This window comes from Pseudonocardia sp. ICBG1142 (assembly GCF_020496255.1).
In the GTDB taxonomy this organism is placed as follows: Bacteria; Actinomycetota; Actinomycetes; order Mycobacteriales; family Pseudonocardiaceae; genus Pseudonocardia.
This window is the reverse complement of sequence record NZ_JAHLJC010000031.1, coordinates 1013394-1026463: the sequence shown is the minus strand read 5'-3', so window position 1 is coordinate 1026463 and position 13070 is coordinate 1013394. Positions and strand designations below refer to the sequence as shown.

General features: G+C 75.4%; 15 protein-coding genes. 5 read left to right on the top strand and 10 right to left on the bottom strand.

Features of this window, described 5'->3' with window-relative positions:
• Window positions 1-10: 10 nt before the first annotated feature.
• The 4 genes from KPL59_RS29030 to KPL59_RS29015 form a co-directional block, all read right to left on the bottom strand.
• Window positions 11-814: a methyltransferase domain-containing protein gene (locus tag KPL59_RS29030; protein WP_226362663.1), complete on the bottom strand. Its 804-nt coding sequence runs from the start codon at window positions 812-814 to the stop codon at window positions 11-13.
• A gap of 21 nt (window positions 815-835) precedes the next feature.
• The gene (locus KPL59_RS29025; RefSeq protein WP_226362662.1) at window positions 836-1228 is read right to left on the bottom strand and encodes a DUF3253 domain-containing protein; all 393 of its coding nucleotides are present in this window, start codon (window positions 1226-1228) and stop codon (window positions 836-838) included.
• Window positions 1229-1328: 100 nt separating this feature from the next.
• On the bottom strand, window positions 1329-2171 hold the full coding sequence (locus KPL59_RS29020; protein WP_226362661.1) for a shikimate dehydrogenase: 843 nt from the start codon (window positions 2169-2171) through the stop codon (window positions 1329-1331).
• A gap of 22 nt (window positions 2172-2193) precedes the next feature.
• Window positions 2194-2832 carry a nicotinamide mononucleotide transporter family protein gene (locus tag KPL59_RS29015; RefSeq protein WP_226362660.1) on the bottom strand — a complete coding sequence of 213 codons (639 nt, stop codon included), beginning with the start codon at window positions 2830-2832 and terminating at the stop codon, window positions 2194-2196.
• Between the two features lie 180 nt (window positions 2833-3012).
• On the opposite strand from KPL59_RS29015, the gene KPL59_RS29010 reads away from it, so the two are divergent.
• The 3 genes from KPL59_RS29010 to KPL59_RS29000 all read left to right on the top strand — a co-directional run bounded on the left by KPL59_RS29010 (window position 3013) and on the right by KPL59_RS29000 (window position 6108).
• Complete coding sequence (locus KPL59_RS29010) at window positions 3013-3768, top strand: SDR family NAD(P)-dependent oxidoreductase (RefSeq protein WP_226362659.1); 756 nt, start codon at window positions 3013-3015, stop codon at window positions 3766-3768.
• Window positions 3769-3888: 120 nt separating this feature from the next.
• Entirely contained in the window at window positions 3889-5013 is a 1125-nt protein-coding gene (locus KPL59_RS29005; RefSeq protein ID WP_020626236.1) for an NDMA-dependent alcohol dehydrogenase, read from the top strand.
• Between the two features lie 6 nt (window positions 5014-5019).
• Window positions 5020-6108: a dipeptidase gene (locus KPL59_RS29000; protein ID WP_226362658.1), complete on the top strand. Its 1089-nt coding sequence runs from the start codon at window positions 5020-5022 to the stop codon at window positions 6106-6108.
• A 28-nt stretch (window positions 6109-6136) separates the two neighbouring features.
• Here the strand turns inward: KPL59_RS29000 and KPL59_RS37215 are convergent, their stop codons facing one another.
• Window positions 6137-7651 (bottom strand): GDSL-type esterase/lipase family protein, encoded by a 1515-nt coding sequence (locus KPL59_RS37215; protein ID WP_226362657.1) that lies wholly within the window; start codon window positions 7649-7651, stop codon window positions 6137-6139.
• 123 nt (window positions 7652-7774) lie between these two features.
• Complete coding sequence (locus tag KPL59_RS28990) at window positions 7775-8281, bottom strand: DUF309 domain-containing protein (protein WP_226362656.1); 507 nt, start codon at window positions 8279-8281, stop codon at window positions 7775-7777.
• A 37-nt stretch (window positions 8282-8318) separates the two neighbouring features.
• Between KPL59_RS28990 and KPL59_RS28985 the strand changes: the two genes are divergently transcribed.
• Window positions 8319-9080 (top strand): SDR family oxidoreductase, encoded by a 762-nt coding sequence (locus KPL59_RS28985; RefSeq protein ID WP_255677801.1) that lies wholly within the window; start codon window positions 8319-8321, stop codon window positions 9078-9080.
• 22 nt (window positions 9081-9102) lie between these two features.
• Here KPL59_RS28985 and KPL59_RS28980 read toward each other — a convergent pair whose 3' ends face one another.
• From KPL59_RS28980 to KPL59_RS28970, 3 genes are read right to left on the bottom strand one after another with little or no spacing between them, the layout of a single operon-like run.
• Window positions 9103-9972 carry a MerR family transcriptional regulator gene (locus tag KPL59_RS28980; protein ID WP_226353240.1) on the bottom strand — a complete coding sequence of 290 codons (870 nt, stop codon included), beginning with the start codon at window positions 9970-9972 and terminating at the stop codon, window positions 9103-9105.
• Window positions 9973-10012: 40 nt separating this feature from the next.
• Entirely contained in the window at window positions 10013-10939 is a 927-nt protein-coding gene (locus KPL59_RS28975; protein ID WP_226353241.1) for a TIGR03854 family LLM class F420-dependent oxidoreductase, read from the bottom strand.
• Between the two features lie 20 nt (window positions 10940-10959).
• Complete coding sequence (locus KPL59_RS28970) at window positions 10960-11538, bottom strand: TIGR03086 family metal-binding protein (protein ID WP_308187971.1); 579 nt, start codon at window positions 11536-11538, stop codon at window positions 10960-10962.
• A gap of 175 nt (window positions 11539-11713) precedes the next feature.
• On the opposite strand from KPL59_RS28970, the gene KPL59_RS28965 reads away from it, so the two are divergent.
• The gene (locus tag KPL59_RS28965; RefSeq protein ID WP_060712041.1) at window positions 11714-12046 is read left to right on the top strand and encodes a DUF3817 domain-containing protein; all 333 of its coding nucleotides are present in this window, start codon (window positions 11714-11716) and stop codon (window positions 12044-12046) included.
• A 457-nt stretch (window positions 12047-12503) separates the two neighbouring features.
• On the opposite strand, the gene KPL59_RS28960 is transcribed toward KPL59_RS28965, so the two are convergent.
• Window positions 12504-13004, bottom strand: coding sequence for a hypothetical protein (locus KPL59_RS28960; RefSeq protein WP_226362655.1), 501 nt, complete (start codon window positions 13002-13004; stop codon window positions 12504-12506).
• Between the last annotated feature and the right edge of the window lie 66 nt (window positions 13005-13070).

Below are 13070 nucleotides of genomic sequence, written 5' to 3'. Positions count from 1 at the left end.
CCGGCCCCGCTCAGCCGAGCACCCGGGCGAGGATCTCGCCGTGCGGGATCACCAGCCAGCCGTCCGGGTGCGCGGCCCACTCCCGCCACGCCGCCGAGATGTCCGCCAGCTCGGGCTCCTCGGCCAGCCCGCGGTCGACGGCCATCCGGCCGACCCCGGTGTGGATGCGGTCGGCCCACATCCCGCCCCAGGCGGCGCGGGCGTGCGGGGTCGCGTGGCACCAGACCGACGCCGACGGTGTCACCTCGCTGAACCCGGCCGCGTGCGCCCAGCCGAGCAGCCGCCGTCCGGCGTCGGGCTCGGCGTCGTTGCCGCGGGCGACGGCCCGGTACAGCTCCAGCCAGCGGTCCAGGCGCGGGTCGTGCGGCCACCAGTGGAACCCGGCGTAGTCGGCGTCGCGGGCGGCGACCAGTCCGCCGGGGCGGGCGACCCGGCCCATCTCCCGCAGCACCGCGACCGGGTCGGACACGTGCTGGAGCACCTGGTGGGCGTGCACGACGTCCCAGGTGTCGTCCGGGTCGGACAGGGCATAGCCGTCGTCGACGGCGAACTCCACGTCCAGGCCGCGGGCGGCGGCACCGGCGCGGGCCTGCTCCAGGGGGCCGGGCACCACCTCGACGCCGCGCACCCGGCCGGGCGCGACCCGCTCGGCGAGGTCGGCGGTGATGCTGCCGGGGCCGCAGCCGACGTCGAGCAGGCTGGTGCCGGGCGCGAGCCGGTCCAGCAGGTAGGCGCACGAGTCCTGCGCGGTGCGGGCCGCGTGCGACCGGACGACGACGCCCGGATGACCGTGGGTGTAGGTGTCGCGGGGCACGGGGGTCAGCCTGGCACGCCGTCAGCCGGCCCGGCGCTCGACCGGCCTTCTGCTCGGCCGGGTGTGCCGCTCGACCGGACCGGCCGCTCGGTCCGGCACTCGGCGGATCCGGATCGGCCCCCTCGCCGTCGACGGGTCCACGACCCGGCCGGACTGCACGATCTCCACCCGCCCGGCGTCGACGAGACGGCGCGCGGCCGTCCGCGCCGGTTCCATGAGGTCGCGCCAGCCGTCGGGGTCGACGGCGCGGGCCGCCTCGGACGGGCAGATCGTCGCCCCGCTCCTGCGCCGGTCGAGGAGCCCGGTGATCGCCGACTCCAGCTCGGTGCCGACCGGACGGCCCTTCCCCCGGTGCCGGTCCCGGGAGCGGTCGCGGTCCTGGTCCCCGTCGTCGGCCTCCGTCGTCTCCTCCACGACCCCCATGGTCGTCGCGCCCGCGGCGCTCCGCTCGCCGAGCGTCGTCGGGCGCCCGGTCCCGGAGCGGGGCGCGGGTGGGGCCCGTCGGACCGGGGCCTCAGCTGCGGGCGAGCACGGCCGCGTCGAGGGCCTCGCGCATGGCGGCCTCCGGGCCGGGGCGCCCGGTCATGAGCTCGACCTGCGCGACCGCCTGCTGCAGCAGCATCTCCAGACCGGAGACGATCCGCGCGCCGGCCGCCGCCGCGCCGCCCGCGACGACCGTCGGCCACGGCGCGTAGACCGCGTCGAGCAGCACGGTCCCCGGCCGCCAGCGGGCGCCGGCCAGGGCGTCGGCCGCCCCCGCCGGGAGCGTGGAGACGACCGCGTCGGCCCCCTCGAGCAGCCGCGCCGCGGCGGGCGGGTCGGTCAGCACCGCGTGCACCGTCACCTCGGTGCCGAGCCGCTCGGCGGTCCCGCGCAGCGCGGAGGCCCGCCCGGCGTCGCGGACCAGCACGTCGACGGCGTCGACCTCCATGTCGTGCAGCGCGGCGACGGCGGCCTGCGCGGTCCCGCCCGCCCCGAGCACGACGGCGCGCCCGCCGCCGGCACCCGCGGCGCGCAGCGAGCGCGCGATCCCGGTGACGTCGGTGTTGTGCGCCGTCGCGCCGGTGCCCTCGAAGACCAGGGTGTTGCCGGCCCCGATCGCGGCCGCCCCCGGCGCGACGTGGTCGGCGACGTCGAGCAGCACCCGCTTGAGCGGCATCGTCAGCGACAGTCCGGCCCACTCCGGGCCGAGCCCGGCGACGAACCCGGCCAGGCCCGCCTCGTCGACCTCGTACCGGTCGTAGTGCCAGCCGGTCAGCCCGAGTGCGGTGTAGGCGGCGTTGTGCAGCGCCGGGGACAGCGAATGGGCGATCGGGGAACCCAGGACGGCGGCGCGGCGGACGGGGGACGTGCTCATCCGGGCAGTATCCCGCGGCGGCTCAGACCGCCCGCGACGGCTCCCGCTGCGCGGCCGCCACGGTGCGCCGGGTCCGCGCCCAGCTCCACCAGCCGTGCACGACCAGCCCGGCGAACACGACGTAGACCGCGGCGGAGAACCACAGCCCCGAGGCCAGCTGCAACGGCACGCCGACGGCGTCGACCAGCAGCCAGATCACCCAGAACTCGACGAACCGCAGAGCCTGGGCGAGGAACGCGACCGCGGTGCCGACGAAGATCGCGGCGTCCGGCCAGGGCGCCCAGCTGGCATCGAGCGCGTCGAGCACCAGCGCCATGACGACGGTGCCGCCGACGAGCAGCCCGGCCAGCCCGAGCCGCTGGGCGGTGCTCGCCTGGCGCACCGCGAGCCCGTAGACCGGGTCGCGCCTGCGCAGCCACGCGACGAGCCCGAACACCGAGATGGCCAGCACGATGACCTGCCGGAACGCGAGCCCGCCCAGGTGCGCCGAGGCGTAGACGGTGAACAGCAGCACGCAGGCCGCCATCTGCACCGGCCAGGTCGCGAGGCTGCGCCGGCGCGCCAGGAAGACCACGGCGATGGCGCCGATCTGTCCGACGAGCTCGGCCCACGACACGAACTGCCCGAACGCGGTCAGCCCGTGGTGCAGCAGGAGGTCCACGACGGTCCCCTTCCCGGAGCGCGGCGGGCACGCCCCGTGACAGCACACAACGACGGCGCCGTCCCCGCCCATCCCCACCCGGGCCGGTGTGAGCGGACCCACACCACCCTCGGTCGAGTGGGTCTCCCCGTCCGACCCCACGGCGACGACGCTCCGCCACCGGGTGGGAGGCTGCACCGTGTGGGTGGTTCGGAACGCACGGTCCTGGTCCTGGGTGGTCGCAGCGAGATCGGGCTGGAGGTCGCCGAACGGCTCGCCGCCGGGGACACCGACACGGTCGTGCTGGCCGCGCGCCGCCCCGACGAGCTGACCACCGAGACGGCCCGGGTGCGGGCCGCGGGCGCCGCGGTGGACACCGTCGCCTTCGACGCCGACGACCTCGCCCGCCACCGCCCGCTGCTCGACGAGGTGACCGCCCGGCACGGGCGGATCGACGTCGCCGTCGTCGCGTTCGGGATTCTCGGCGACCAGGCCCGCGCCGAGACCGACGCCGCGCACGCCGCCGCGATCGTGCACACCGACTACCTCGCCCAGGTCCACCTGCTCACCGAGCTGGCCCAGGTGCTGCGCGCGCAGGGGAGCGGGACGCTGGTCGTCTACTCCTCGGTGGCCGGGGTCCGGGTGCGGCGCGCCAACTACGTCTACGGCAGCGCCAAGGCCGGGCTCGACGGGTTCGCCTCCGGCCTGGCCGACGCGTTGCACGGCACCGGGGTGCGGCTGGTGCTGATCCGCCCGGGGTTCGTCGTCGGCCGGATGACCGAGGGCATGAGCCCGGCGCCGCTGTCGTCGACGCCCGCGCAGGTCGCCGACGCCACGGTGCGCGCGGTCCGCCGCGGTCGGGGCAACGCCGACGTCTGGGTGCCCGGCACGCTGCGGCTGCTGTTCCTCGGGCTGCGGCTGCTGCCCCGCGCCGTCTGGCGGCGGATGCCCCGTTAGCGACACGATCTACAGGTGAATGGTGTCCCGCGATCTGCGTGTGGCACTTCCCCTGGAGTGGCCTGGCTCATATCGTCGCGTGCGCATCCCGTTGGACGACGACGTCTGAGGAGAACCACCGTGGGACACACCCGTGGAGCAATCGTCCGGAGCGCTCCGGGCAAGTACGAGGTCGTCGACCTCGAACTCGACGAGCCGCGCGCCGGCGAGATCGAGGTGAAGATGGTCGCGTCGGGCCTGTGCCACTCCGACGACCACATCGCCACCGGCGACATCCCGGTCGGCACCTACCCGTTCGCCGGCGGCCACGAGGGCTCCGGCATCGTCACCCGCGCCGGGGCGAACAAGAAGGGCCTCAAGGAGGGCGACCACGTCGTCTTCTCGTTCCTGCCGTCCTGCGGGCACTGTCGCTGGTGCGCCAGCGGCATGCAGAACCTGTGCGACCTCGGCGCGGGGCTGCTCGCCGGCACCCGCTGGGAGGAGAACACCACCCGCCTGCGGCTCGCCGACGACGGCACCCCGGTCGGCCAGATGTGCGGCATCTCGACCTTCTGCGAGACCACGCTGGTCTCGGAGGACTCCTGCGTGAAGGTCCCCGACGACATCCCGCTGGAGGTCGCCTGCCTGGTCGGCTGCGGCGTCGGCACCGGCTGGGGCTCCGCGGTCAACGCCGGCGGCGTGCAGCCGGGGCACACCACGATCGTCATGGGCATCGGCGGCATCGGCATCAACGCGGTCCAGGGCGCCTCGCACGCCGGCGCGGCGAACATCATCGCCGTCGACCCGGTCGCGCTGAAGCGGGAGAAGGCCCAGGAGCTCGGCGCCACGCACGCGGTGGAGACGATGGAGGAGGCCACCGAGATCGCGAAGCAGTTCACCAACGGTCAGGGCGCCGACCAGACCGTCGTGACCGTCGGCGTCGTGAAGCCCGACCACATCGGGCAGGCGATGGCCTCGATCCGCAAGGCGGGCACCGTCGTCGTCACCGCGCTGGGGGACATCAACTCGACCGAGCCGCTGCCGGTGTCGCTGGCCGACGTCACCCTGTTCCAGAAGCGCATCCAGGGTGCGATGTTCGGCATGTCCAACCCGAACTGGGACATCCTGCGGCAGCTGGAGCTCTACCGGGCCGGCGCGCTGAAGCTCGACGAGCTGGTCACCACCACCTACACCCTGGACCAGGTCGCCACCGCCTACGAGGACATGCACGCCGGTAAGAACATCCGCGGCGTCATCCGCTACTGATGGGGCATGACGTTCGTCCTCGACGGCCACAACGACCTCCCCTGGGCCCTGCGCGAGTTGTCCGGGGGTGACCCGGCCGCCGAGCCGGACGTCGCCGCCGGCGACCGACGGCTGCACACCGACCTGCCCCGGCTGCGTGCCGGGCGGGTCGGTGCGCAGTTCTGGTCGGTGTACGTGCCGGGCGAGCTGGGCCACGACGAGGCGGTGACCGCCGTCCTCGACCAGGTCGACCGGGTGCGACGGCTGCTCGCCGCCCACCCGGACGCCCTGGCGTTCGCCGACACCGCCGACACCGCCGACGACGTCGACGCCGTCGTCGGATCCGGGCGGGTCGCCTCCCTGATGGGGGCCGAGGGCGGGCACTGCATCGCCGACTCGCTCGCCGTGCTGCGGGTCCTGCGCGGGCTCGGGGTCCGCTACCTCACCCTGACCCACAACCTGAACAACAACTGGGCCGACTCGGCCACCGACACGCCCCGCCACGACGGGCTCTCGCCGTTCGGCCGCGAGGTCGTCGCCGAGATGAACCGCATCGGCATGATCGTCGACCTGTCACACGTCGCGCCGTCGACGATGCACCAGGCCCTCGCCGTCAGCACCCGGCCGGTGCTGTTCACCCACTCCGGTGCCCGCGCGGTCACCGACCACCCGCGCAACGTGCCCGCGGACGTGCTGGAGGCGCTGCCCGGCAACGGCGGCGTGGTCATGGCGACGTTCGTGCCCCGCTTCGTCTCCGCCGCGGTCACCGGCTGGGACACCCGGCTACGCGAGGCCATGGTCGCGGCCGGGGTCGACCACCGCGACCTCGGCGCCCGCGACCGGTTCGTCGCGACCTGGGACGGGCCGCCCGCGCCGCGCGCGACCCTCGCCGACGTCGTCGCCCACGTCGAGCACCTCCGCGAGGCCGCCGGGATCGACCACGTCGGCATCGGCGGCGACTTCGACGGGACCTCCGAGCTCCCCGACGAGCTCTCCGACGTCTCGACCTACCCGCGGCTGCTCGACGCGCTCGCCGACCGCGGGTGGAGCGCCGACGACCTGGCCAAGCTCGCGCACCGCAACGCCCTGCGGGTGCTGCGCGACGCCGACGCCTGACCGCCGCCCCGGCGGCGGCAGGCCTGGGTCAGGGCGTGCCGCCGCCGGGGCGCGCCGACGCGAGCGCCGCGGCGGCGGAGGCGGCGATGCGCAGCGACCCGATCGCGGTGGGGTGGAACGGGTCCGGGGTGGCGAGCCCCATGATGTCCGGCGGCATCCGGTCGCGGTCCGGGGCGCACAGCGGCGCCAGGGCCGGCGCGGCGGTGGCGAACCCGAAGCGGGCGGCGCCGTCGGTCAGCACGTCGTTGAGACGGCGGTTCCACTCGGCGAGCAGGTCGAGCTTGGCCTGGTCCAGGCCCGGGGTGCCGGCCGGTCCGCGCATGTCGGCACAGGTCGGGTCGAACCGGGCCGGGAACGGGTCGTAGGACAGGGTGACCACCACCCGCGGGCGGCCCGGCAGCGTGTCGAGGTCGGTGAACAGGGCGCCGACGTCGCGGGCGAACCCGGCCAGCCGGGACTCGAACTCGCCGTCGGAGAGCCGGTCGTCGCAGGTGGCGAGGCCGTAGCAGTACAGCAGGAAGTCCGACCAGGCCAGGTCGTTCGGGCCGACCGCGACGACCACCCACTGCAGGTTCCGGACCTGCTTGAGCCGCCCGACCTGCGGGTCGACGGTGACGCCCTCGCGCAGCTGCGGCCCCCGCAGCCCGGCCGCGACGCCCGCCCCGGCGCAGGCCAGGTTGAGGACGTCCTCGCCACGCAGCCGGGCGAGCTCGGCGGCGAGGGAGTCGGTGCTGCGCCCGCAGGCGCGGTCCTCCGGGGTGACGGTGCCGTCCTCGCCGCGCAGCGCAGGACCGCCGATCCGGGCCGCGCGGGAGTCCCCGATCACCGCGCCCGCGACCCCGGTCACCGCGGGCCCGACCGGTGACGGGGTGACCGTCGCCGCCCCGACGAGGTCGGTCAGCGAGGTGACCCGGCCCAGGCCGGTCATGGTGCCCTGCAGCGCGGCGACCCCGGCACCCGCCCACAGCAGCACCGAGGCCGTCACCGCGACGACGGTCATCCGCCCGATCGGCCCGGCCAGGTCGTCCCAGTGCACCGGCCGGTACCGGCGGGCGCGGGTCCGGTGCAGCGCCATCAGCAGCCGCGCGGTCGCCATCAGCCCGCTGCCCAGCAGCGCGACCAGCACGATGCCCGTGGCGCCCCACAGGTACCAGGTCACGAACCCCTCGCCGATGTCGCGGACCGCGTCACCGGCGCCGTCGACGGTGTGCGGGCCCAGGACCGGGCCGTTGTCGGCGGGCCGCTTCAACGGCCCGATGGACAACCGCGGCCGGATCGGACCCCACACCTGCACGGTCGTGAGGTCGAACTCGGCGTTGCCGAGCTGGGCGATCTGCGCGGGCCCGGACAGCGTCAGCGGCGGCACCCTGGCGCCCACGCCGACGTCCTGGCCGAACACCTCGACGTGGTTCTCCGGGGTCAGCAGGATCACCAGCGGCACGCCGACGACGGCGATCAGCGCGAGCAGCAGCAGCGTGGGCAGCGACCGGGCCTCGCGCAGCAGCGCACGCGGCCAGGACCGGGACGTGGCACGGGTGGGCACCGTCAGCGGGCTCCGTAGGGCGCGGTCGGGGCGGGCGCGGTCGGGATGGGCACGGCGCCATGGTGGCCCCGCGGCCGTACCGGAGTCACGGACGTCGCGGGGTGGCGTCGGACTCCCCGGCGCTCAGACCCCCGGCCGGGTGACCCGCAGCCGCGGGGCGAGCCGTGCCGAGGTGACGGCGGCGGTGCCGTCCCGCTCGACGTCGTCGGCGAGGGCGTCCGCGTGCGCGACCAGACCGTCGAGGTCCAGCCCGGCCGGGACGGCGACGTCGAGCACCCGCCACAGCCGGACGCCCTCCGCGCCACGGCGCAGGAGCGCGACGGCGCCGCGGGCGTTGCCGCGCTGGGCGTGGGTCAGCCCGACCGCGAGCTGGGCCAGCGCCCGCCACAGGTCGCGGGTGTCGTCGTCGGCGTCCTTCCAGGTGCCCTCCAGGACCTCGTGGGCGTGGAACGGCCGGCCCGAGTCGAGCAGGCGCTGGGCCTCGGTGACGGTCTCGGCGGGGGAGAGCGCCAGGTCCTCGGGCACCCGCTCGACGCCGGGGGCGCCGTGCGGGAGCGGACGCCCGGCGGCGTCGCGGGGGCGGGCGTTGCGGGCACGGCCCCGGCCGTCGCGGTCGCGGGAACGGGTCATGGCTGCGAGCGTGCCAGCTTCCCGGTTAGCGTGCGTCATGATCACCGAACTGTTCGACGTCCGTGGCAGAGTGGCCGTGGTCACCGGCGGCACCAGCGGCATCGGCCGCATGATCGCGGGCGGCCTCGCCGAGGCCGGGGCGCGGGTCTTCGTGTCCAGCCGCAAGGCCGACGCCTGCGCGGGGACCGCCGCGGAGATCGGCGGCACCGGCATCGCCGCGGACCTGTCGTCGGAGGACGAGTGCGTCCGCCTGGCCGCCGAGGTCGGGGCGCGCGAGGAGCGGGTGCACCTGCTGGTCAACAACGCGGGCGCCACCTGGGGCGCGCCACTGGAGGAGTTCCCCGCGCACGCCTGGGACAAGGTGCTCGACCTCAACCTGAAGGCGCCGTTCTTCCTGACCCGGGCGTTCCTGCCGTTGCTGGAGGCCGCCGGATCGGCCGACGACCCGGCCCGCGTGATCAACATCGGCAGCATCGACGGGCTGCGCGTGCCGGAGCTGCCGAACTACAGCTACTCGGCCAGCAAGGCCGGGGTGCACCAGCTGACCCGGGTGCTGGCCCGTGACCTCGCCGGGCGTGGGATCACGGTGAACGCCATCGCGCCGGGGCCGTTCCCGTCACGGATGATGCGCGCCACGCTGGAGGCGGCGGGCGAACAGATCGCCGACTCCACCCCGCTCGGGCGCCTGGGGAAGCCGTCCGACGTCGTCGGGGCGACGCTGTTCCTGGCCGGGGCCGCGGGGTCCTACGTGACCGGCGCGGTGCTGCCGGTCGACGGGGGGATCTGGACGACGCGCTGAGCCGTGCCGCGGGCCGGCCCGGTCAGCGCTCGTGGGCGACGAGGGTGAGGGCCAGTTCCACGACCGCGGAGCCGTCGGGTCCTTCGGTGGGCCACACGGTCTGGCGCAGGGTGTCGGTGCCGTCCAGCGGGTCGGGCAGCCCTGCGGCCTCGCGGGCGGACAGCTCGTGCATCAACGCGATCATCGCGGGGTGCGGCAGTCCGTGGCCGGTCGCGTCCTCCGGCCCCCGATCCCAGCGTGCGACGAGCTCGCGACGCCTCGGCAGGGTCCCGGTACGGACGGGCAGGTCCTCGACGGTCGTCAGCAGCCCCCGCGGGGCCGGTGCGGTGAGCGGCCAGCACAGCGTCACCAGGGCCGCGCCATCGTCGCCCTCGGCCATCGCCGTCCACATCGGCTGCTGCGGCGACGCCCCGGCGTGCTCGAGCTCGGCGCGCAGCCGTCCGGCGGCCCGGGACAGCGCCGCGTCGGCCCCGGCGGTGGTCTCCGGATCGTCGGGTACGGGGACGCTCAGCTCGACGCCGGCCCAGTGCCGGGCGTCGACGTCCCGCTCGACGACCGGACCGGGATCGGCGAACGCGTCGACGAACACCTCCGCGGCGGCGAGGGCGGCGTCCTGTGCGGCTCGGGCCGCGGCCAGCTCGGAGCGGAACCCGGCCACCACCGCGCGGGCGTCGGCCGGGGAGGCCAGGGCGGCCCGGATCCGTTCCAGGGGCATATCCGCCGTGCGCAGGGCTGCGACGAGCACGGCGTCAGCGAGCTGCCCGTTGCCGTAGGACCGGTGCCGGGTGAACGGGTCGACCCGGGTCGGCCTGATGAGGCCGCGCTCGTCGTAGTGCCGCAGGGCCTTGACCGTGAGGCCGGTGATCCGGGCGAACTCCCCGATGCTCAACATGGTCGCAGTGTGGGACCTCCCGTCGGGGGAGGAGCAAGCCTCACCCGGACTCCAGCGGCCCCAGCTCGGCGACGAACTCGTCGAGGAACCGGGCCCAGTCCTGCGCCGGGGCGGCGGGGCGCACCACGAACTTGGTCAGCCCGCCCTCGACGTGGTGGCGGATCTGCTCGGCGGCGCCGTCCCACCCGCGGGCGACCAGCTGCTCGGGGTCGGCGTCGGGCCGCTGCTGGGCGGCCCGGTGCAGCGCGTGCTCGGCGGCGGCGTCGGACCCGTCGCCGGGCAGTACGACGGTGACGTTGGTGCCGTAGTGGTCGTCGTCGATCGCCCGGCCCGCGTCGCGGGCGGCGGCCTCGATCACGGTGCGGGCGCGGGCGGACTCGTCGGGGGTGAGGAAGCTGCCCAGCCAGCCGTCGGCGAGCCGGCCGACCCGGCGCAGCCCGACCTCGGCACGTCCGCCGAGCCACAGGTCGAGCGGGCGGGTCGGGCGTGGTGCGACCGACGCGTCGTCGAGGGTGAAGAACTGACCGTGGTGGGTCACCGTCGCCTCGGACACCAGCCGGCGCAGCACCACCAGGGACTCCTCGAACACCGCGGCCCGGGTGCCGGGGACGGGGAACAGCTGGCGTTCCGACGGCGTCGCCGCGCGCAGGCCGAACGCCGGCAGGATCCGCTTCGGCGCCAGCACCGCCAGCGACGCGAGCTCGGCCGCGAGCAGCATCGGGTTGCGGCCGGGCAGGATCGTGACGCCGGTGCCGACCTTGAGCGTCCGGGTCCGGGCAGCCGCCCAGGTGGTGCCGACCAGAGCGTCGACGCCGGGGGCGGAGACCAGGTCGGGCAGCCACAGCGAGTCGACGCCCGCGTGGTCGAGGGCGTCGACGAACTCGTCGAACTCCGAGCCCGGGTCGGTGGTGCGCAGCCCCACCGAGCCGACACCGATGCGGACCTTGCCGTGCGGGGAGGCCACCACACCGGCCGACCGTACCCGCGTCAGCGGCCCCGGCGCGGGTCCCGACCGCTGTTGCCCAGCGCCCGGTCGAACGGCGGCGCGTCGGCCGGCACCGCGACGACCGGCCCGAACAACCCCTCCCGCGACGCCTCCTGACCGGGTGCGGACATGGCACTGGTGAACTCCAGGACGGCGGCGACGGCGTCGTCGTCCGGGGTGAACGGGCGTCCGGTCGCGACGGCGAGGTCCCAGCCGTGCAGGACCAGCTCGTCGAGGGCGATGACCCCGGCGACGTCGGCCGGCAGGTCCAGCCCGCCCGCCGCGGTGAACCCCTCCCAGGCGGCCGGCTCGCGCCAGGCCTGCGCCAGCGCGTCGAGCCGGGCCGGGATCGCGGTGCGCCAGTCCGCGACGAGGTGCGCGGCGTCGGCGCTGGGCGCGGTGCCCGCGGCCTCGGGGGACTTCTGCGCCGCGACCCGGAACGCCCACGCCAGACCGTGCAGGTGGTCGAGCAGGGCGGCGACGGACATGCCGTCGCACGGGGTCGGGTCGTGGAGCTGGTCGTCGCGGACACCCGTGACGACGTCGGCCACGGCGCGGGCTGTCGGGGCGAGATCGAGCACGGATGCCACCTCCGGTCGGGTCGGCGCCCCACGGACGGGGGCCCTGCCCACTCCGACCGGCCACGGCGCCGGATCTCATCGCGGGACGTGTATTTCGACACCCGGTAGAAGGTGGGGCGGGGACTACGGCAGAGTGGACGCCAGACGTCCCGCCCGACTGGAGGAAGCCCCCGTCATGAACGACCCGTCCCTCGTCGCCAAGGTCTTCCGTGCCGTGGCGATCGCCGAGGCGCTGTCCTGGACCGGTCTGCTGATCGGCATGTTCGTCAAGTGGGTGCTGGCCACCACCGAGGTCGGGGTGCAGGTCATGGGGCCGATCCACGGTGCGCTGTTCATCGCCTACGTGCTCGTCACGCTGTGGACCGCGCGGCTGTTCCGCTGGGACCTGCGCACCACGGTGATCGGGCTGCTCGCCAGCATCCCGCCGCTGACGACGATCTGGTTCGAGCGCCACGCCGGGTCCACCGGCCGCCTCGACCCGGCCCGTGCCCGGGCCGTCGCCGGCTGAGGGCCTCCCGGATCCGCGCACCGCTCTTGACTCTTGAGGTAAGCCTAGGCTAACTTCAGGACGTCGCTTCGTGGTGGGAGCGGCGCGTCAGTTCGGGAAACACGGCCCGGCCGCATCGACCACAGCGGCCGGGCCGTCCCGCGTTCCGGGGTCCGTGCGGGTGCCGCGTCCGCCGGTGCTGCGGCCTCGGTGTCCACGTCCCCGGTGTCCACGTCCCCGGTGTCACGGCGCCCCCGGCGGGTACGGCGAGGTCACGAGCGTCGGCTCGGGTCTGCTCGCGCGCCACGGCACGGCACGGCCGGCTCGTCGGTCGTTCGGGAACGCTGCCGGGGGAATCCGGTGGAGGCCGTTGACAAAATAGGTAAGCCTTGGCTAAGTTTCACGTGTCGCTTCGTGGTGGGAGCGGCGCGTCAGTTCGGGACGAGGGCCCGGTCGCTCGACCACGGCGACCGGGCCCTCACATTTCTCCGGCTCGGTCGTCGCCCGGGGCGGGCTTCCGGATCAACCACAGACGCAGCCCCAGTCCTGCACCCATGGCGATGGCGAGCACTACGACGTAGAACCCCGTGTCGGCGAGGTCGCCACCCACCCACCAGTGGGCGGCCCCGGCGACGACCAGGAACAGCGGCAGCAGCAGCAGTGCGCGAAGGGTCTCCGCACGATCCCGCTCGGGCGTCACGTGCGTCCCGTACCGCCGTCGGCCGATCGCCCGCGCGACCAGCCACACGGCGAGCAGGGCCATCACCAGTACGAGCACGGCACCGGACCAGGTCGCCCCGGAGGCGTCCCGCAGTCCGAGCGGGCGGCCCAGCAGGGTGACCATGCCGAGCCCCCCGGCGACCACCACCGCCTGCAGCTCCAGGCAGCGCCGTCGCAGCTGCACCAGCTCCGCGCGCTCGTCGGTCTCGTTCCTGATCTGCTCCTGCGACGTGCGCAGGGCCGTCCACGGACTACGCATCCCGGCCTCCCGTCTGCGGTGCGTCACGTCGGGCACGGATCCCGTCGGCCTCCGCGGTGGGCAGCG